Raw genomic sequence first — 18,392 nt, forward strand, 5'->3', positions numbered from 1 at the left:
ACTCATCGGTTCCGACTGTATCGGAAGCTTTTGTGATTTGCAATCCGTCACGTGTGACGTCCGATGCCGCGTTGCAGCCAAGCGAAACCGGGCGGGAACCAAGGGCCGGCAGTGTTCTGCGAGGCGTTTTCGTGCGCGATCAATTACAGGGCGCGTATCGCAGCCAGCACATCGTCTACATGATTGGGTACTTTCACGCCGCGCCATTCGCGGCGCAGCACGCCTTGCCCGTCGATGAGGAATGTGCTGCGTTCAATGCCGCGCACGTCCTTGCCGTACATCTTCTTCATCTTGATGGTGTCAAAGATGTTGCAGACGGTTTCGTCAGTGTCGGAGATCAGTTCAAAGGGCATCTCCAGTTTCGCCTTGAAGTTCTCGTGCGACTTCAGACTGTCGCGCGAGATGCCGAATACCACGGCGCCGGCAGCCTCAAAGGCATCGTACTGGTCGCGAAAGTTCATCGCCTCGGTGGTGCAGCCGGGCGTGTTGTCCTTCGGGTAGAAATACAGCACGACGGTCTTGCCGTGCTGCGAAGCGGGCGAAAACGTGATGCCGCTGGTGGCCGGTGCGGAGAAATCGGGAAGGGGCTGGTCGAGAATGACGGGCATGGTGTGTTCCAGAAAACCGCGAGGAAAGACGGGAAGCTCGTGGACGAGCCATCGGACGCATCGCGCGCCGGCCGCCAAACCGGAGATCCGAGGGATCAGGCCGGCTGAACGATCAGGCTGCCGCTGCGGCCGGCAACTTCGCCCCACGTGACAGGCTGCACGGGCAGGGTACTGCGATCGAGCGTCGCGTAGTAATCGCCCATCGACCCCAGTCGATGGCCCTGCGCGCGCCAACCTCGCAGCAACTCGCGGAAGATCGGGGCGAGTTTCTGCCCTTCAAGTTCTGCGTGCAAGGTAAATACCTGATCGCGGTCGGACTCGGTCATCTTGAGGATGTGCCGGGCGACGTTGTCGAGGGTGATGTCTTCCACGCCGATAAGCTCATCAAGCGTGGGCAGCGTGGTCGGCAACTGCACGTGGTTCAGTGCTTTACCGTCAACGCTCGGGATGTACGGATGCGTGCCGCGGCCATCGGAGGCGTAGGCCATGCCCCAAGTGTCGATCTGGCGGAAAGCGTGGTCGTTCATCTGCCAGCCGGCGGCGCCGTGCGTGACGGGCGGCTTGCCGAACACCTGGACGAAACGCGCGTGGGCGGCGGTCATCTGGCGGGCGGTCCAGCCGGCATCGCGCTGGCGGACGTTGTCTTGCCAGAGAACGTGATCCCACGTGTGGATGCCCGTCTCGAAACCTGCCTCGGCAATCGCCTGCATTTCGGCAGCGGCTTTGCGGCCGATGTCGGGGCCAGGCAGCAGCACCCCGTACATCAGCGTGCGAAAACCGTAGTGCTCGAGGACTGACGTGCGGGACACCTTTTTCAGGAAACCGGGGCGGAACGCCCGGCGCAGCGCCCAGCCGGTGTGATCTGGCCCGAGGCTGAAGAGGAAGGTCGCGCCCGCCTCCTGCTCGCGCAGCATGCGCGCGAGGTTGGGCACGCCTTCGCGGGTGCCGCGCAGGGTGTCGACGTCGATCTTGAGGACGATGAGGGCCATGAACCTGCGCGGAAGGTGCGACTGAGATGCGGCTTTTACTTGTTGCCGTTGCCTTCTTCGACCAGGCTGCGGGCTTCGGCCACGTGCGTGCGATACGCTTCGAAGATGTTCGCCAACGCGTCCTGCATCACGGTGGTCGGCTTCCAGCCGAGTTCTTCCATGGTGTTGGCAATCTTCGGTACGCGGTTCTGCACGTCCTGGTAACCGTTGCCGTAGTAGGCGCCGGAGGTGGTTTCCACCAGTTGGACCTGCTTGGCGCTGTCCTTGTACTCGTCGATCTTCGCGGCCTGCTCCAGCATCATGTTGGCCAGTTCGCGCACCGAGTAGTTGTTCGACGGGTTGCCGATGTTGTAGATCTTGCCCGAGGCCACGCCATCCTTGTTGGCGATGATGCGCACCAGCGCGTCAATGCCGTCGTCGATATACGTAAAGGCGCGCTTCTGGCTGCCGCCGTCGACGAGCTTGATGTTCTCGCCGCGCACGATGTGGCCGAGGAACTGCGTCACGACGCGCGACGAGCCTTCCTTCGGGGTGTAAATCGAGTCCAGGCCCGGGCCGATCCAGTTGAACGGGCGGAACAGCGTGAAGTTCAGGCCTTCCATGCCGTAGCCCCAGATCACGCGGTCCATCAGCTGCTTTGAGCAGGCGTAGATCCAGCGCGGCTTGTTGATCGGGCCGTAGACGAGCGACGAGCCTTCCGGGTCGAATTCCGAATCGCTGCACATGCCGTAGACCTCGGAGGTCGACGGGAAGACGAGGTGCTTGCCGTACTTCGCGGCCGAACGGACGATCGGCAGGTTGGCTTCAAAATCCAGCTCGAACACGCGCAGCGGGTCTTTGACGTAGGTCGATGGCGTGGCGATGGCCACCAGCGGCAGGATCACGTCGCACTTCTTGACGTGATACTCGACCCACTCCTTGTTGATGGTGATGTCACCCTCGAAGAAGTGCATGCGCGGGTGGTTGACCAGATTGCCCAGGCGCTCGGTCTGCATGTCCATGCCGTAGACCTCCCAGTCGGTGGTCTCCAGGATGCGCTTGGACAAGTGGTGGCCGATGAAGCCGTTGACGCCGAGGATCAGTACTTTTTTCATGAAGGCAAACTCAAGATCAGGAGAGGGCGAGCTGGCTGGCGAGCTGCTTCGCGGTCACGACGGACGTTCCGCTGGCAGATTGGGGCTCGACGCGCCAGAGCTCGTGAATGGCGATGGCTCCCCCATCGCCGCACACGCCGAACATCGCATTATCCACGACGTGCAAGCCCGGCGGCAAATTCGTAAAGGTTTGATGTGCCAGACGGGCACGCGCGACAACGTAGCGCTCGCTGCGGGCGTCTGTAAAGGCGCCGGGGTAGGGCGGCGCCACGGCGCGAATCAGGTTGTAGACCTGCTGGGCCGGCTGGGACCAGTCAATGCGGCCGTCTTCGGGCTTGCGGCCACCAAAATAGCTGCCGTTGGCGAGCACGTTCGGGTGCTGCGGGATCTGCCCGGCAATCATTGCGGGCAGTGCACGCCACAGGGTTTGCTCCGCCGCCACGGTGGCCTTTTCGAAGACTTCGTGCGACGTGTCGTCCGGCAGGATCGGCACGATGGTCTGGTCGACGATGTAACCGGCATCCGGCTTTTCGACCATCTCGTGCAGGGTGGCACCAGTTTCAATCTCGCCGTGCAGCACCGCCCAGTTGATTGGCACGCGGCCGCGGTACTTCGGCAGCAGCGAGCCATGCATGTTGAACGCGCCAAACTTGGCAAGGCTCAACAGCGACATCGGGATCATATGCCGGTAGTAGAACGAGAAGATGAAATCCGGCGCGATGGCCGCAATGCGGGCGTGCAGGTCTTCACCGTTTGCATTGTCCGGCGTGACGTAGGGAATACCCAATTCCTGTGCCGTGGCGCGCACGCTGCCGAACCAGATGTTCTCGGCGGCGTTGTCCTCATGCGTGACAACGAGGTCGACGTGGATGCCGCGTGCGGCCAGCACGCGCAGGCAGCGTACGCCGACGTTGTGATATGCGAAGACGACTGCGCGGCGCTGATTGGTCGAACTCATGCGACACCTCGCTGCGAGCCCGTCTTCAGGTCAGCCGCACTGGCTTCGTGCAGGTGGGGCGAGTCTTCCAGCACGCCTTGCACCAGATAGCGCGGGCGCTCACGCACTTGCTGATAGATGCGGCCGATGTATTCGCCCAGCAGGCCGATACCGAACAGCAGCACGCCCATCAGGAAGAACGTGATAGCGAACAGCGTGAACACCCCCTGGACTTCCGCGCCCAGCACGAAGCGGCGGATCACCAGCAGGATGAAGAGCACCGCCGAGGCCAGCGACAGCAGCATGCCGATTGCCGAGAACCATTGCAGCGGCACCACCGAGAAGCCCGTCACCAAGTCGAAATTCAGCCGCACGAGCTTGTACAGCGAGTACTTTGATTCGCCCGCAAAGCGCTCTTCGTGATCGACTTCGATTTCGGTCGGGTTCTTGCTGAACGTGTAGGCCAGCGCCGGGATAAAGGTGTTGACTTCGCGGCAGCGGTTGATGGTGTCGACGATGGTCCGGTTGTAGGCGCGCAGCATGCAGCCCTGGTCGGTCATCTTGATATGCGTGATGCGCTCGCGCAGCGAGTTCATGGCGCGCGATGCGGTGCGGCGGAACCACGAGTCCTGGCGGACGCGACGGATGGTGCCGACGTAGTCGTAGCCTTCGTCAAGCTTTTCGACCAGGCGGCCGATTTCTTCGGGCGGGTTCTGCAGATCAGCGTCGAGCGTGACGACGCGTTCGCCGCGGGCGTGTTCGAAGCCGGCCAGGATGGCCATGTGCTGGCCGTAGTTGCCGTTGAACAGCACGACGCGCGTGCTGTCCGGGCGCGCGCGGAACTGCTCAGCGAGCATGGCGGCAGAGCGGTCCCGGCTGCCGTCGTTGACGAACACGACTTCATACGAGATGCCGAGCGCGTCGAGTGCGGGATACAGGCGCGCAAACAGCGCGGCGAGCCCGTCTTCTTCGTTGTAGACAGGAATGACGACCGAGAGAGCGGGTGTCTTCATTATTGGTTTATTGGTACTGGGCGCAAAGTTGGCGGACGGCGCTGACCACGCGATCCACATCGGAATCTTCCATGCCGGCAAACATCGGCAGCGTGACAATGGCGCGGCCAATGCGCTCGGCCACCGGGAACATGCCCGGCTGCCAGCCGAGCTCGCGATAGAGCTTGAACAGGTGGATCGGCGGGTAGTGCACGCCCGCACCAATGCCCAGCGCCTTCAGCCCGGCCATGAAACCTGCGCGATCGACCTTCAGGCGATCCAGCGGCAGCACGATCTGGAACATGTGCCAGTTGGTGTGCGTGAAGTTCTCCACCGGCAGCTCGACACCGAACGACTCGATATCGGCCGCGCGCATGCCGGCAAAGTAGCGGCGGGCCAGCGCTGCGCGGCGTGCGGTCACGTTTTCGAGTTGCGCGAACTGGCCCAGGCCGATGGCTGCATTCACATCGGTCAGATTAAACTTGCCGCCCACAAGATCGACTTCCATGCCGTCGAAGCCGGTGCGCACAACGCCTTGCAGGCGATACTTCTCGGCCAGCACGGCTTCTTCCGGCGTGTTCAGCACGAGCGCGCCGCCTTCGATGGTAGTGATGTTCTTGTTGGCCTGGAAGCTGAAGCTGACCAGGTCGCCGATCTGCCCGATGCGTTTGTCGCCCCAGCGCGAACCAATGGCTTGCGCGGCGTCTTCCACCACACGCAGCTTGTGGCGCCGGGCGATGTCGTACAGGCGGTCCATGTCGACGGGCAGGCCAGACAGGTAGACCGGGATGATGGCCTTCGTGCGTGGTGTGATGGCGGCTTCGACCTTGTCCAGATCGATGTTGCGCGTGACGGGGTCGATATCGACGAAGACTGGCCTGGCGCCGACCGTCAGCACCACATTGGACGTGGCGACCCACGAGATCGGCGTGGTGATGACCTCATCGCCGGGACCGATCCCGGCAATGCGCAGCGCGACTTCCATGGTGGCCGTGCCGTTAGCGAAGGTGCGCACGATGCGGCCGCCGAAGTACTCCGACAGCGCAGCTTCGAATGCGGCAACCTTGGGGCCCGAAGTGATCCAGCCCGAGCGCAGCACGTCAGCCACGGCGGCGATGGTCGCCTCATCGATGGTCGGTCGCACGAAGGGCAGGAACGGCAGTTCGGTAGTGTTGGTTTGCGTCATTGTGGCAGATGCAGATGCGGGCAGCAGATTAGGTTGGGGCGCAAGCTGCTCACGAGCGAGCCAGCACCAGTACGCCGACGAGGATGATCGCAATGCCGATCAGGCGCTGCAGTGATAGCACTTCGCCAAACAGATACCACGCCAGGAAGGCATTGACCACGTAGCCCAGCGAGAGCATCGGATACGCAATGGTCACATCCACGCGCGACAGCCCGAGAATCCAGACCACCACTGAGATGACGTAGCACGACAGGCCGCCAATGATGGGCCACTGCGTTGCAAGCTTGATGCCGATCGGCAGGATGTTGTCGGCCGAAAACGCAAAGCGGCCGATGTTGTTGACGCCCGCCTTGAGCAGCAGTTGGGCGCAGGCATTGAGCATGACGCCCGTCAGGATCAGCCCGAAAGTGACCAGATTCATGTGTTTTTTTGATGTTTTACTGACTGCAGCGGTTTCCCCGTGCGGATTTTCTCAATCCCGCCGCCGGGGCGCATGTTACGACAATTCCGCTTGCTCGCCCCTTTCAACAATCCGTTGCGATGAAACTCAGTTGCGCCGGACGATCACGCGGCGAGCATCGCGGGCGATCACGATCATTGGTACGCCCTGCGCCGTCAGCCGGTCATAGGTACCCGGACCCATCATGGCGACGGCCTGGCCGCCGGATTTCCAGCGAGCCACGAACGCCTCGGTGGTCGGAACCCACTTGGCCGGCTCCTGCTTGACGCCGAAGGCCAGTTCATCGGGTTCCTGCACCATGATGGTGGGCCTGCCCAAGTAAAACGGCATTGTATGGTCCAGACGCTCCACCGCATAGAACGGTACGTCTGGCTTGAGCCACGGCTTGACGGCCGGCACGAGATCGATACCCGACATCGAGCGCCCGAACGCCTCGTGCCCAAGCATTGCCGCCGTAAAGGTCAGGAACCAGGCGCACGCGAATGCGACCACGCTCTCGAAATGCCTGTCCGCCAGGCGAAGCGCGAACCACGTGAGTCCCGCTCCAGCCGCGAATGCCGCGGCCAGGAACATCGCAAAACGAGAAAACACCGCGTTCGGGTACATGTCCGACGACATCGTCGCTACGTAACCGCTGGCAGCAAGGCCGAGCAGCGCCAACGTCAGGAACGCCCTGAGTTGCCAGCGCCACGCGCGCTGGCTTGTACGGTCCAGCGCCAGTGCCGCCAGAATCGCCAGCGCAGGGATGATCGGGAAGATATAGCCCGGCAGCTTTGAGTCGGAAATGCTGAAAAACGCGAAGATCAGGATGGCCCACAAGCCGAGGATCAGTGTGGGGCGCAAACCATTGGAGGCGGTTTGACCGCGGGCAAAGGTCAGACGCGCCGCGCCCGGTAATTGCGCGAGCCACGGCAGAAAACCCGCCAGCAGCAGCGGCACGAAATACCAGAGCGGCGCGTTGCGGTTGTGTACGGTCGACGTGAAGCGCTGGAAGTGCTCGTGCACGAAGAAGAACCACGCAAATTCCGGGTTGCGCATCGAGATCAACACAAACCAGGGCGCCCCCACGGCAAAGAAAACAATCAACCCGGTCATCAGGTGCAATCGCTTCCACAATGCCCAGTCGCGCGCGGCCAGCGTGTAGACCACCAGCACGAAGCCCGGCAGCACCACGCCGATCAGGCCCTTGCTCAGCACCGCCAGTGCCATCGACGCCCAGCATGCCCACATCCAGTTACGTTGCTGCGCGCGTGTGGCGTCCGGATGTTGCGCGAGCAGCAGCGCGCCCAATGCCATCGTCATGCAGCCCGCTACGCCCATGTCGAGCGAGTTGAAGTGCGAACCTACGTTCCACAGTGGCGCGCTTACCAGCACCAGCCCGCTGATGATGGCCGTCTGTTTGCCCCACCAGCGCGCCGCCGCCAGCATCGTGAAGACAATGCCGACGATGCCGGAAAACGCCGTGAATAGCCGCGCCTGCCAGTCGCCGATGCCGAACAGCGAATAGACCAGCGCGGTGCCCCACATCTGCAGCGGCGGTTTTTCGAAGTATTTGAGCGCGTTGTAGCGTATGGTCACCCAGTCGCCGGAAGTGAACATTTCGCGGGCGATCTCGGCGTAACGGCCTTCGTCGGTGGGGATGAGATGGCGGTAGCCCAGCGTGCCAAGCCAGATGGCCAGAAAAGCAGCGCCCAGCAGCCACAGCGAAGCATTGCGCCAGGGCAGGGCCGCCGCGTGGGCGGTGCGGTCGATCGGCATGCGGTCAGGCACGTTCGATCAGCAGGGCGGCGGCCACTTTGCGGCCTTCCAGCATCAGGATGTTGTACGTGCGGCCGGCCGCCTGCAGGTCCATGGCGTCTACGCCGATGCGCTTTTCCGTGAGCGGCACGGTCAGGCGCGGGTGCGGGAAGCGCAGCTTGTTGCCGGTCCCGAAGATCACCACTTCTGCGCCCAGTTCGAGCGCGTGGGCGAAATGTTCGGGTGTCAGGTCTTCAAAGCGCGATACGTCCCAGGGCACCACGGGGCCTTCGGGCATCACCAGCACGGAGTGCTCGTAGCGCACCTTGTTGATTTCGATGTAGCCGTCGCCATAGCCGGTAACGGTATTGAGAACGGTCGACGAGTCGGATGAATGGAGCTTCAAGGCGGGAATCCCATCGGGCGCGATGGCTGCGGCGCAGAGGGCGGCACGCTGGCAAAGGCGCTAGGTTTCAGACTTCCGGGCAGGTTTCGCTGCGTTGCAAAAATGCCCGCCTAAGTCTGTCATAATGGGCTAAATTATATCTTTTTCTCTCCTTCGCCCGCCGCGCCATAAGCGATGCCCGGCGAGGAACCAGCATAGCGGTGCCTGTCGCTATGTGGCGTTACCGTCGCCGCTCTGCTGCACTACAGAATCCCTGCAATCCCAGCCCGTTCAACGTCGCTAATCGCCGCCTTGCCCGTGAAAACGATCCAGAAATCCGCCAAGCTCAACAACGTCTGCTATGACATTCGCGGCCCCGTGCTCGAAAAGGCCAAGCAGATGGAGGAAGAGGGCCACAAGATCATCAAGCTGAATATCGGCAACCTGGCCGTGTTCGGTTTCGATGCCCCGGAAGAGATCCAGCAGGACATGATCCGCAATCTGCCGAATTCGGCGGCGTATTCGGATTCCAAAGGCATCTTCGCGGCGCGCAAGGCGGTGATGCACTACACGCAAGAGCAGGGCATCAAGAACGTCACGCTGGATGACATCTACCTGGGCAATGGCGCGTCGGAGCTGATTTCGCTGGCGACCAACGCGTTGCTCGACGCGGGTGACGAACTGCTGCTGCCAGCGCCTGATTACCCGCTGTGGACTGCCGTGACCAGCCTCTCGGGCGGCACGCCGGTGCATTACATCTGCGACGAAGCCAATGGCTGGATGCCCGACCTGGACGACATCCGCGCCAAGATTACGCCCAATACCAAGGGCATCGTCGTTATCAACCCGAACAACCCGACCGGCGCGCTGTACTCGGATGAACTGCTGCTCGGCATCGTTGCCATTGCACGTGAGCACGGGCTGGTGATCTTCGCCGACGAGGTGTACGACAAGGTTCTGTTTGACGACAACGTGCACACTGCCATCGGTTCGCTGTCGGAAGACGTGCTGACGGTGACGTTCAACAGCCTGTCGAAGAGCTACCGCTCGTGCGGTTATCGCGCGGGCTGGATGGTCGTGTCCGGCGACAAGCGCCCGGCCAAGGACTACATCGAAGGCCTGAACATGCTGTCGTCGATGCGCCTGTGCGCCAACGTGCCCGGCCAATGGGCGATTCAGACCGCGCTGGGCGGTTATCAGAGCATCAAGGATCTGGTGGCGCCGGGCGGCCGCATGCGCCGTCAGCGTGACCTGGCGCACGAACTGATCACCGCCATCCCGGGCGTGACTTGCGTGAAGCCGAAGGCGGCGCTTTATATGTTCCCGCGCCTCGATCCGGCCGTGTACCCGATCGAAGACGACCAAACCTTCATCCGCCAACTGCTCGAAGAAGAGCGTGTGCTGCTGGTGCAGGGCACGGGGTTCAACTGGCACTCGCCGGATCACTTCCGCATCGTCTTCCTGCCGCATGAAGACGACCTTCGCGAAGCGATTGGCCGAATTTCACGCTTCCTGGAGCGGTACCGTCAGCGTCACGGTACTGGCATCCGGGCCGCTTAAGTTCGGTCTTCCGCCAGACACGTTGTTAGCGGGGCAGACCAGAGCGTCTGCCCTGTCCGTTTTTTGTCTTTCCGCTTTTTACGATACGTCTCATGAATCCCATCAAGATCGGCCTGCTCGGGCTCGGTACCGTCGGTGGCGGTACGCTCAAGGTTCTGCAACGGAACCAGGAAGAAATCCGCCGTCGAGCCGGGCGCGGCATTGAAGTCGCCATGATTGCCGTGCGCAATCTCGATAAGGCGCGCGCCATCGTGCAGGAAGCCGGTGCGACCGTGCCAGTGGTGAGCGACCCGTTTGCGATTGTGGATTCGCCCGAGATCGATATCGTCGTGGAGCTGATTGGCGGCTATGACCTGGCGCGCGAGCTGGTGCTGCGTGCCATCGCCAACGGCAAGCACGTCGTCACCGCCAACAAGGCGCTGCTGGCCATGCATGGCAACGAGATCTTCAAGGCCGCCCAGGACAAGGGCGTGATGGTGGCGTTCGAGGCGGCCGTGGCCGGTGGCATCCCCATCATCAAGGCGCTGCGCGAGGGTCTGACGGCCAACCGCATCGAGTGGATCGCCGGCATCATCAACGGCACCACCAACTTCATCCTGTCGGAAATGCGCGACAAGGGTCTGGATTTCGACACGGTGTTGAAGGAAGCCCAGCGCCTGGGCTACGCCGAAGCCGACCCGACGTTCGATATTGAAGGCTTCGACGCCGCGCACAAGCTCACACTCATGAGCGCCATTGCCTTTGGCGTGCCGGTGCAGTTCGAGCGCGCGTATGTGGAAGGCATCACCAAGCTGGAAGCCGTCGACATCCGCTACGCGGAAGAACTCGGCTACCGCATCAAGCTGCTGGGCCTGACGCGCCGCACGGAAGCGGGCATCGAGCTGCGCGTTCATCCGACGCTGGTGCCGGCCAAACGTCTGATCGCGAACGTGGAAGGCGCGATGAACGCCGTGGTTGTCAACGGTGATGCCGTGGGCCCGACGCTGTACTACGGCAAGGGCGCCGGCGCCGAGCCGACTGCCTCGGCCGTCGTCGCCGATCTGGTGGACGTGACGCGCCTGCACACCGCTGACCCGGAGCATCGCGTACCGCATCTGGCGTTCCAACCGGACGCGCTGTCCGACACGCCGGTGCTGCCGATCGACGAAGTGCGTTCGAGTTACTACCTGCGCATCCGCGTGGCCGATGAGACCGGCGTGCTGGCCGACATCACGCGCATCCTGGCCGAGGGCGGCATCTCGATCGATGCCATGTTGCAGAAGGAATCGCGTGAAGGCGAGCCGCAGCCGCAGACCGACATCATCATGCTGTCGCACGTCACCGTCGAAAAGCGCGTGAATGCTGCCATCGCCGCCATCGAAGCGCTGCCGACCGTGCTGTCGAAGGTCACGCGCATCCGCATGGAAGAGTTGAACTGAGGTCATGAACATGCAATATCGATCGACCCGCGGCCATGCCGAGCCGCAGAGCTTTTCCAGCATTCTGCTGGGCGGCCTGGCACCGGACGGCGGCCTGTACCTGCCCGAGCAGTACCCGCAAGTCAGCGCAGATGAACTGACGCGCTGGCATGGCCTGCCGTATGCCGATCTCGCATTCGAGATCCTGCGCAAGTTCGCCACCGATATTTCCGAAGACGACCTGCGCGCGCTGACCCGCCGCACCTACACGCCTGAGGTCTACTGCAACGCGCGCGCCGGTGACAACCCCGCCGACATCACGCCGCTGCACAAGCTGGGCGAAGAAGGCGGTACGTCGCTCTCGCTGCTGTGTCTGTCCAACGGCCCGACGCTGGCCTTCAAGGACATGGCGATGCAGTTGCTGGGCAACCTGTTTGAATACACACTCGACCGCGAGCACGCCGAGCTGAACATCCTGGGCGCCACCTCTGGCGACACCGGCAGCGCGGCCGAATACGCCATGCGCGGCAAGCGCGGCGTGCGGGTGTTCATGCTGAGCCCCCATCGTAAGATGAGTGCATTCCAGACTGCGCAGATGTTCAGCCTGCAAGACGCAAACATCTTCAACATTGCCATCGAAGGCGTGTTCGACGACGCGCAGGACATCGTCAAGGCGGTGTCGAACGATCTGGGATACAAGGCCCGTCAGAAGATCGGCACGGTCAACTCGATCAACTGGGCGCGTGTGGTTGCGCAGGTGGTCTATTACTTCAAGGGCTATTTGTTGGCCGCCCCGAAGATTGGCGACAAGGTGTCGTTTTGCGTGCCGTCGGGCAACTTCGGTAACGTCTGCGCCGGCCACATCGCGCGCATGATGGGCCTGCCGATCGACAAGCTGGTCGTTGCCACCAACGAGAACGACGTGCTCGACGAGTTCTTCCGTACCGGCACGTATCGCGTGCGTTCGGCCGCGCAGACGTACCACACGTCCAGCCCGAGCATGGACATCAGCAAGGCGTCCAATTTCGAGCGCTTCGTGTTCGACCTGCTCGACCGTGATCCGGCGCGCCTCGCGCAATTGTTCCGCGACGTGGATGAGAAGGGCGGTTTCTCGATGACCGGCAAGCCGGAATTCGATCGCATCGCTGAATTCGGTTTCGTCTCGGGCCGCAGCTCGCACGCTGACCGTATCGACACCATCCGCGACGTGTTCGCCACCTACGGCACGATGATCGACACCCACACTGCCGACGGTGTGAAGGTGGCGCGAGAGAACCTGACGCCGGGCGTGCCAATGGTGGTGCTGGAAACGGCACTGCCGGCCAAGTTTGGCGACGCCATCCGCGAAGCGCTGGACCGTGAGCCGGAGCGCCCGGCCGGTTATGCCGATATCGAATCGCTGCCGCAGCGCTTCGAAGTCATGCCTGCCGATGCCGATCGCATCAAGGGCTACATCGCCCAGCACACCGGTCTGTAAAAGCCATGGCAGCAGTGCCGGATGACGTAGCCGGGGCAGCCGAAGTTGCATTTGCAAGCTGCCTGCGCGACATCCGCGCCTGCCGGGAGTGCAAGGGCGCGCTGGCGCACGAGCCGCGCCCTGTTGTCGTGGCGGAACGCCGCGCCCGCGTGCTGATCATCGGGCAGGCGCCGGGGCGCATCGTTCAGGAAACCGGCATCCCCTGGAACGACCGCTCGGGCGATCGCCTGCGCCAGTGGCTGCAAATTGCGTACGACGATTTTTATGCCGACAAGCGCATCGCCGTGGTGCCGATGGGCTTCTGCTTTCCCGGCACCGGTGCGAATGGCGACCTGCCGCCGCGTCCTGAATGCGCTCCCAAATGGCATCGCCCCTTGTTGACGGCGATGCCTGACGTGAAGCTCACGCTGCTGGTCGGTACCTACGCGCAGCGGTACTACCTCGACGTACCGCGCGGCTGGTCGCTTACAGATGTGGTCCGCAACGGACCTGTGCAGGATGCGCAAGGCCGTGTGCTGTTTCCGCTGCCGCATCCGAGTCCGCGCAATCTCGCTTGGTTCAAGCACAACCCGTGGTTTGACGCGCGCACCGTGCCGGCACTGCGGACGGCGCTCGCAAACGCATTCGCTTGATACGCCTGGGCTGATGCATGGTATCGGCCTGGAACCGATACAATCGAAATCTCCTTGTCGATTTCGCCCTCCCATTTCCGCATGTCCGCCAACGATGCTCCCGCCGTCAAACCGTCCTTGCTGACGCTCGATGCGGCGCTGTCGCAGTTGCTCGCCGCCGTGCGCGCGTTGCACGAAACCGAAACCGTGCCGACGCTGCACGCCAACGGCCGCATCCTCGCGCAAGCCGTGCACAGCGGCCTGAACGTGCCGCCGGCCGACAATACGTCGATGGATGGCTACGCCGTACGCGCTGCCGACATCACCGCGCCGGGCACGCGCCTGAAGGTGGCGCAGCGTATTCCCGCCGGCCACGTCGGTCAGACGCTCAATGCGGGCGAAGCGGCGCGCATCTTCACCGGCGCGATGATCCCGCCGGGTGCCGATGCGGTGGTCATGCAAGAGCAATGCAAGGCTGATCCGGATACGGGCACCGTCACCATCGATCACGTACCGGAATCCGGAGAGTGGATTCGCCGGGCGGGAGAAGACATTGCCGACGGCGCCGAGATCCTGTCGCGTGGCACGCGCCTCGGCGCGCAGCAACTGGGCCTTGCCGCTTCCGTTGGCTGCGCGAATCTGCAGGTGGTGCGCCGCCCGCGCGTGGCTGTGTTCTTTACCGGCGATGAACTCGCCATGCCCGGCGAGCCGCTCAAGCCTGGCGCCATCTACAACTCCAACCGCTTCACGCTGCGCGCGCTGCTCGAAAACCTCGGCTGCGAGATCACCGATTTCGGCATCGTGCCCGACACGTTGCAGGCCACGCGCGACACGCTGCGTGAAGCCGCTGAGGCGCATGATTTGATCATCACCTCCGGCGGCGTGTCGGTGGGCGAGGAAGACCACATTAAACCCGCCGTGGAAGCCGAAGGGCGCCTGAATATGTGGCAGATCGCCATCAAGCCGGGCAAACCACTCGCCTTCGGCGAAGTGCGTCGCCCCGCTGGCATGGTGGGTGGGCCGACGGCGTTTTTCCTCGGTCTGCCGGGCAACCCGGTGTCGAGCTTCGTGACCTTCCTGCTGTTTGTCCGGCCGTTCATCCTGCGCCTGCAGGGCGTGACTGATGTGGCGCCGAAGCGCCTGCCGATGCGCGCCGATTTTGCACTGCCAAAGGGGGATCGCCGCAACGAATTCCTGCGCGCGCGTATCAACACCAATGGCGGGCTGGACCTGTTCCCGAATCAAAGCTCCGGCGTGTTGACTTCCACGGTGTGGGGCGATGGCCTGATCGACAACCCGCCCAACCAGCCGATCGCGCAGGGCGATGTCGTCAGCTTCCTGCCGTTTGCGGGTCTGGTGTAAGGAGCGATGACCATGCAGATCGAGCTGCGTTTTTTTGCCAGCGTGCGCGAGCAACTGGGGACCTCGCAAGAGGTGGCAACCATGCCGGACACCATCCGCACCGTGGGCGATGTGCGCCGCTGGTTGGCGCAGCGCGGCTCTGTGTGGGGCGAGACGCTGGCCGAGGGACGTGCACTGCGCATGGCGGTGGACCACCAGGTTGTGCCCGCCGATACCGCTGTGCATGACGGCTGCGAAGTCGCGTTCTTCCCTCCCGTGACCGGCGGCTGAGCGCAGGAGAACGACCATGACCGTCCGTGTCCAGGAAGGTGATTTCGACCTCGGCGCCGAGATTGCCGCGCTGCGTGCCGGCCGCCCGAACATTGGCGCCGTGGCCAGTTTTATTGGCACCGTGCGCGATATCAATGATGGCGCCGGTGTGTCCGAGATGGAGCTGGAGCACTATCCTGGCATGACAGAGAAGGCGCTCGCTAACATTGTGAGCGCGGCCATGCAGCGGTGGGAGCTGATTGACGCGCTGGTCATTCATCGCGTGGGCAAGCTCAAGCCGCAAGACCAGATCGTGCTGGTGGCGGTGGCCTCCGAGCATCGCGGTGAATCTTTTGCTGCGTGCGAATTCATCATGGATTACCTCAAAAGCGAGGCGCCGTTCTGGAAGAAGGAACAGACGCCTCAGGGCGCGCGCTGGGTCGATGCGCGTGTGACCGACGACAAGGCACTCGCCCGCTGGGGCATCAGCACGACCAACGCCGCGGCAAGCATGGCCAGTCAGCCTGGCGCATCGGCGCAACCCAACGACTACGAATAACAAGGACGCGACCGCATGAGCGGAATGGGCTTTCTGGCAGTCGGGGTGGGCGCTGCGTTGGGAGCCTGGTTGCGCTGGGCGCTCGCCGTCTTGTGGAACGCGGTCAATCCGGCCTTGCCGTATGGCACGCTGGCAGCCAATCTGGTGGGGGGCTATCTGGTGGGCGCGGCGGTGGGTTTTTTCGACGCGCATGCGGGGCTGCCGCCGGAATGGCGCTTGCTGGTCATCACCGGTTTTCTTGGCGGGCTTACGACGTTTTCGACGTTTTCCAGCGAGGTGGTTGCGAATATCCTGGCTGGCGACTACGGCACGGGCGTGCTGCATATCGTGGCGCATCTGGGCGGTTCGCTGTTCCTCACGCTGCTCGGTCTCTGGACGGTGCGCACGTTCAGTTGATGGCAAGGGCCGGTTTGCGACCGTCATTGCGAATGAGAAGTCTGATTCACATACTGGTAGTGCCTGCGGTGGCGTAGGGACGGGCAGTATCAAAGGCTGCCGCGGGTTGTCTTGTGTTGTTCCATCCATAACGAGAAGGAGACGCAATGAAACCAATCCGAACGGCGCACCTGCGACGGCACGTCAGGGCAAGCAACTTCGTGGCGGCCGGTGCCTTGCTACTGGCAGGCTGCGGCGTGCTGAGTGCCTGCGGCGGCAATGACGGCAACAACGTGCCCGGCAACACCAAGCCGGCCTTTGCCGGCAAGGTGACCATCAACCGCTACGACGGCGTATCGGACGACCTGCTGACCGCGGGGCTGGGCGCCAGCGGCCTGGCTTCCACCCCCGCGCCGGCCATCGCCAATGCAACGGCACCCACGGCGGCCGAACTGCGCCGCCTGGCGATCTACGCCAACTACCGTGCGCTCGTCGACACGGCGGCCAAGGGCGGCTACGGCACGCTCTACGGCCCGAACGTTGACGCCAGCGGCAACGTCACGCAGGGCTCGGGCATGATCGCCGGCAGCGAGTACGTGACCTATTCCGACGACGGCACCGGCCAGCAGAACGTCGTGCTGCTGGTGCAGATCCCAGACAGTTTCGATGCCAGCAACCCCTGCATCATCACTGCCACCTCGTCGGGCTCGCGTGGCGTTTATGGCGCGATTTCCACCGGCGAGTGGGGCCTCAAGCGCAAGTGCGCCGTCGCCTATACGGACAAGGGCACCGGCGCCGGCCCGCACGATCTGGCTACCGATACCGTTGTGCTGCAAGACGGCACGCGCACCACGCGCAGCGCCGCCGGTTCCAACGCGCACTTCGCCGCGCCGCTTACCAGCAGCCAGCTTGCTGTGTTCAATGCCGCCACGCCGAACCGGCTGGCATTCAAGCACGCGCATTCGCAGCGCAACCCAGAGAAGGACTGGGGTCTGTTTACTCTGCAGGCCGTGCAGTTCGCGTTCTGGGCGATCAACGACAAGATCGGGGGGGCTAGCGGCACGCTGGTTGGCAGCGCGTTGCCGGTGCGCCCGGACAACACCATCGTCATCGCGTCGAGCATCTCCAACGGCGGTGGCGCAGCCATCGCAGCGGCGGAGCAGGACACGGGCGGCTGGATCGACGGCGTGGCCGTTGGTGAGCCCGGCCTGAACCTGCCAGCCAACACCGGCGTGCAGGTGGTGCGCGGTGGTACGGCGCTGCCGACGACGGGCAAGCCCCTGTTCGACTACGTGAGCTACGCTAACGTGTTCCGGCTGTGCGCGGCATCGTCGGGCAGTGTGGCGACGGCACCGGCGCAGGCGTTCTTCACCAGCCTGGCCACGTTCCCGGCCGGTGTGCAGGCCAACCGGTGCGCTGCGCTCAAGGCGGCGGGGCTGCTGACATCCACCACGGCGGCTGCCCAGGCTGATGAAGCCCTGCAGAAGATGCGCGCCTACGGTTGGGAGCCCGAGTCGGACCTGGTGCACGCGTCGATGTCGTTCTACGAGATCGACCCGTCGGTGGCGACTACCTTCGGCAATGCGCTGTCGCGCGCCAGTGTGACCGACAACCTTTGCGGCCTGAGCTTTGCCGCCACCGATGCGGCGTTCCACCCGACCGCCGTGAACGCCACGGCACTCGCGCAGATGGCGGCATTGGGCAACGGCATTCCACCTACCTCCGGCGTGCAGCTCGTCAACAACAACGCGCAGGGCGGGCCGGCGCGCAGCAACCAGTCGGTGGATTCCACCGGCACGCAGGTCGCCAACCTCGATGGCGCACTGTGCCTGCGCAACCTGCTGACCGGCGCGGATGCGGCGTCGCAATCGTTGCAGACCGGCATCAGCCAGACCCTGCGCACCGGCAACCTGCAAGGCAAGCCCGCGCTGATCGTGCAGGGGCGCAACGATGCGCTGCTGCCGGTCAACCACGGCTCCCGCCCGTACCTGGGGCTGAATGCCAAGGTGGAGGGCGGGTCGAGCAAGCTGTCGTATATCGAGGTGATGAACGCGCAGCACTTCGATGGCTTTATCGACCTCGTGCCCGGTTACGACACGCTGTTCGTGCCGCTGGTGCTGTATGAGCAACGCGCGCTCGACGCGCTGTACGCCAACCTGAAGAGCGGCACGCCGCTGCCGCCCTCGCAGGTGGTGCGCACAACCCCGCGCGGTGGCACGCCCGGTGCTGCTCCGGCCATCAGCGCAACCAACGTGCCGAACTTCACGAACACGCCGGCGGCAGGTGACCGTATCTCGGTGACGGTGGCGGGCGGTACGACGACGGTATCGGTGCCCAATTGAGGCGGGGGCCAATGCGGCAACCAAGACGATTCTGAAGCACTTGGGGCGGTGGCGTGACCAGCAGGCGCGCCG

18 protein-coding genes are annotated in these 18,392 nt (G+C 63.5%); 9 read left to right on the forward strand and 9 right to left on the reverse strand.

Annotated elements, in window-relative coordinates; translation table 11 throughout:
• Window positions 1–143: 143 nt before the first annotated feature.
• The 9 genes from PSUB009319_RS03935 to PSUB009319_RS03975 all read right to left on the reverse strand — a co-directional run bounded on the left by PSUB009319_RS03935 (window position 144) and on the right by PSUB009319_RS03975 (window position 8,409).
• On the reverse strand, window positions 144–608 hold the full coding sequence (locus PSUB009319_RS03935) for a peroxiredoxin (RefSeq protein ID WP_124380942.1): 465 nt from the start codon (window positions 606–608) through the stop codon (window positions 144–146).
• A 95-nt stretch (window positions 609–703) separates the two neighbouring features.
• Window positions 704–1,597 carry a polysaccharide deacetylase family protein gene (locus PSUB009319_RS03940; RefSeq protein ID WP_124380943.1) on the reverse strand — a complete coding sequence of 298 codons (894 nt, stop codon included), beginning with the start codon at window positions 1,595–1,597 and terminating at the stop codon, window positions 704–706.
• A gap of 35 nt (window positions 1,598–1,632) precedes the next feature.
• Window positions 1,633–2,691, reverse strand: coding sequence for a bifunctional UDP-4-keto-pentose/UDP-xylose synthase (locus PSUB009319_RS03945; protein ID WP_124380944.1), 1,059 nt, complete (start codon window positions 2,689–2,691; stop codon window positions 1,633–1,635).
• A 16-nt stretch (window positions 2,692–2,707) separates the two neighbouring features.
• A complete protein-coding gene (locus PSUB009319_RS03950) occupies window positions 2,708–3,649 on the reverse strand; it encodes a formyltransferase (protein WP_124380945.1) in 942 nt (313 codons plus the stop codon).
• The gene (locus tag PSUB009319_RS03955) at window positions 3,646–4,641 is read right to left on the reverse strand and encodes a glycosyltransferase (RefSeq protein WP_124380946.1); all 996 of its coding nucleotides are present in this window, start codon (window positions 4,639–4,641) and stop codon (window positions 3,646–3,648) included. The genes PSUB009319_RS03950 and PSUB009319_RS03955 overlap by 4 nt, the downstream gene beginning before the upstream one ends.
• A gap of 7 nt (window positions 4,642–4,648) precedes the next feature.
• Window positions 4,649–5,806, reverse strand: a complete 1,158-nt coding sequence (locus tag PSUB009319_RS03960) for a DegT/DnrJ/EryC1/StrS aminotransferase family protein (RefSeq protein WP_124380947.1) — start codon at window positions 5,804–5,806, stop codon at window positions 4,649–4,651.
• A 49-nt stretch (window positions 5,807–5,855) separates the two neighbouring features.
• Window positions 5,856–6,227 (reverse strand): SMR family transporter, encoded by a 372-nt coding sequence (locus tag PSUB009319_RS03965; protein WP_124380948.1) that lies wholly within the window; start codon window positions 6,225–6,227, stop codon window positions 5,856–5,858.
• Window positions 6,228–6,353: 126 nt separating this feature from the next.
• Window positions 6,354–8,024, reverse strand: coding sequence for a glycosyltransferase family 39 protein (locus PSUB009319_RS03970; protein WP_124380949.1), 1,671 nt, complete (start codon window positions 8,022–8,024; stop codon window positions 6,354–6,356).
• Window positions 8,025–8,028: 4 nt separating this feature from the next.
• A complete protein-coding gene (locus PSUB009319_RS03975) occupies window positions 8,029–8,409 on the reverse strand; it encodes an Mth938-like domain-containing protein (protein ID WP_124380950.1) in 381 nt (126 codons plus the stop codon).
• A 297-nt stretch (window positions 8,410–8,706) separates the two neighbouring features.
• Here PSUB009319_RS03975 and PSUB009319_RS03980 point away from each other — a divergent pair, with 297 nt between their 5' ends.
• From PSUB009319_RS03980 to PSUB009319_RS04020, 9 genes are all read left to right on the forward strand, one after another.
• A complete protein-coding gene (locus tag PSUB009319_RS03980; protein ID WP_124380951.1) occupies window positions 8,707–9,948 on the forward strand; it encodes a pyridoxal phosphate-dependent aminotransferase in 1,242 nt (413 codons plus the stop codon).
• A gap of 92 nt (window positions 9,949–10,040) precedes the next feature.
• Window positions 10,041–11,366 (forward strand): homoserine dehydrogenase, encoded by a 1,326-nt coding sequence (locus tag PSUB009319_RS03985; RefSeq protein ID WP_124380952.1) that lies wholly within the window; start codon window positions 10,041–10,043, stop codon window positions 11,364–11,366.
• A 10-nt stretch (window positions 11,367–11,376) separates the two neighbouring features.
• A complete protein-coding gene (gene thrC / locus PSUB009319_RS03990; RefSeq protein ID WP_124380953.1) occupies window positions 11,377–12,822 on the forward strand; it encodes a threonine synthase in 1,446 nt (481 codons plus the stop codon).
• A gap of 5 nt (window positions 12,823–12,827) precedes the next feature.
• Window positions 12,828–13,454 carry a uracil-DNA glycosylase family protein gene (locus PSUB009319_RS03995; RefSeq protein WP_124380954.1) on the forward strand — a complete coding sequence of 209 codons (627 nt, stop codon included), beginning with the start codon at window positions 12,828–12,830 and terminating at the stop codon, window positions 13,452–13,454.
• 81 nt (window positions 13,455–13,535) lie between these two features.
• Window positions 13,536–14,795, forward strand: coding sequence for a gephyrin-like molybdotransferase Glp (glp, locus tag PSUB009319_RS04000; protein ID WP_124380955.1), 1,260 nt, complete (start codon window positions 13,536–13,538; stop codon window positions 14,793–14,795).
• 12 nt (window positions 14,796–14,807) lie between these two features.
• Window positions 14,808–15,065, forward strand: a complete 258-nt coding sequence (gene moaD / locus PSUB009319_RS04005; protein ID WP_124380956.1) for a molybdopterin converting factor subunit 1 — start codon at window positions 14,808–14,810, stop codon at window positions 15,063–15,065.
• 16 nt (window positions 15,066–15,081) lie between these two features.
• The gene (locus PSUB009319_RS04010; protein ID WP_124380957.1) at window positions 15,082–15,603 is read left to right on the forward strand and encodes a molybdenum cofactor biosynthesis protein MoaE; all 522 of its coding nucleotides are present in this window, start codon (window positions 15,082–15,084) and stop codon (window positions 15,601–15,603) included.
• Between the two features lie 15 nt (window positions 15,604–15,618).
• A complete protein-coding gene (crcB, locus tag PSUB009319_RS04015; protein WP_124380958.1) occupies window positions 15,619–15,999 on the forward strand; it encodes a fluoride efflux transporter CrcB in 381 nt (126 codons plus the stop codon).
• A gap of 146 nt (window positions 16,000–16,145) precedes the next feature.
• Complete coding sequence (locus PSUB009319_RS04020; RefSeq protein WP_124380959.1) at window positions 16,146–18,320, forward strand: 3-hydroxybutyrate oligomer hydrolase family protein; 2,175 nt, start codon at window positions 16,146–16,148, stop codon at window positions 18,318–18,320.
• Window positions 18,321–18,392: the final 72 nt, after the last annotated feature.

The organism is Ralstonia sp. SET104 (assembly GCF_003851545.1).
Taxonomy (GTDB): Bacteria; Pseudomonadota; Gammaproteobacteria; order Burkholderiales; family Burkholderiaceae; genus Ralstonia.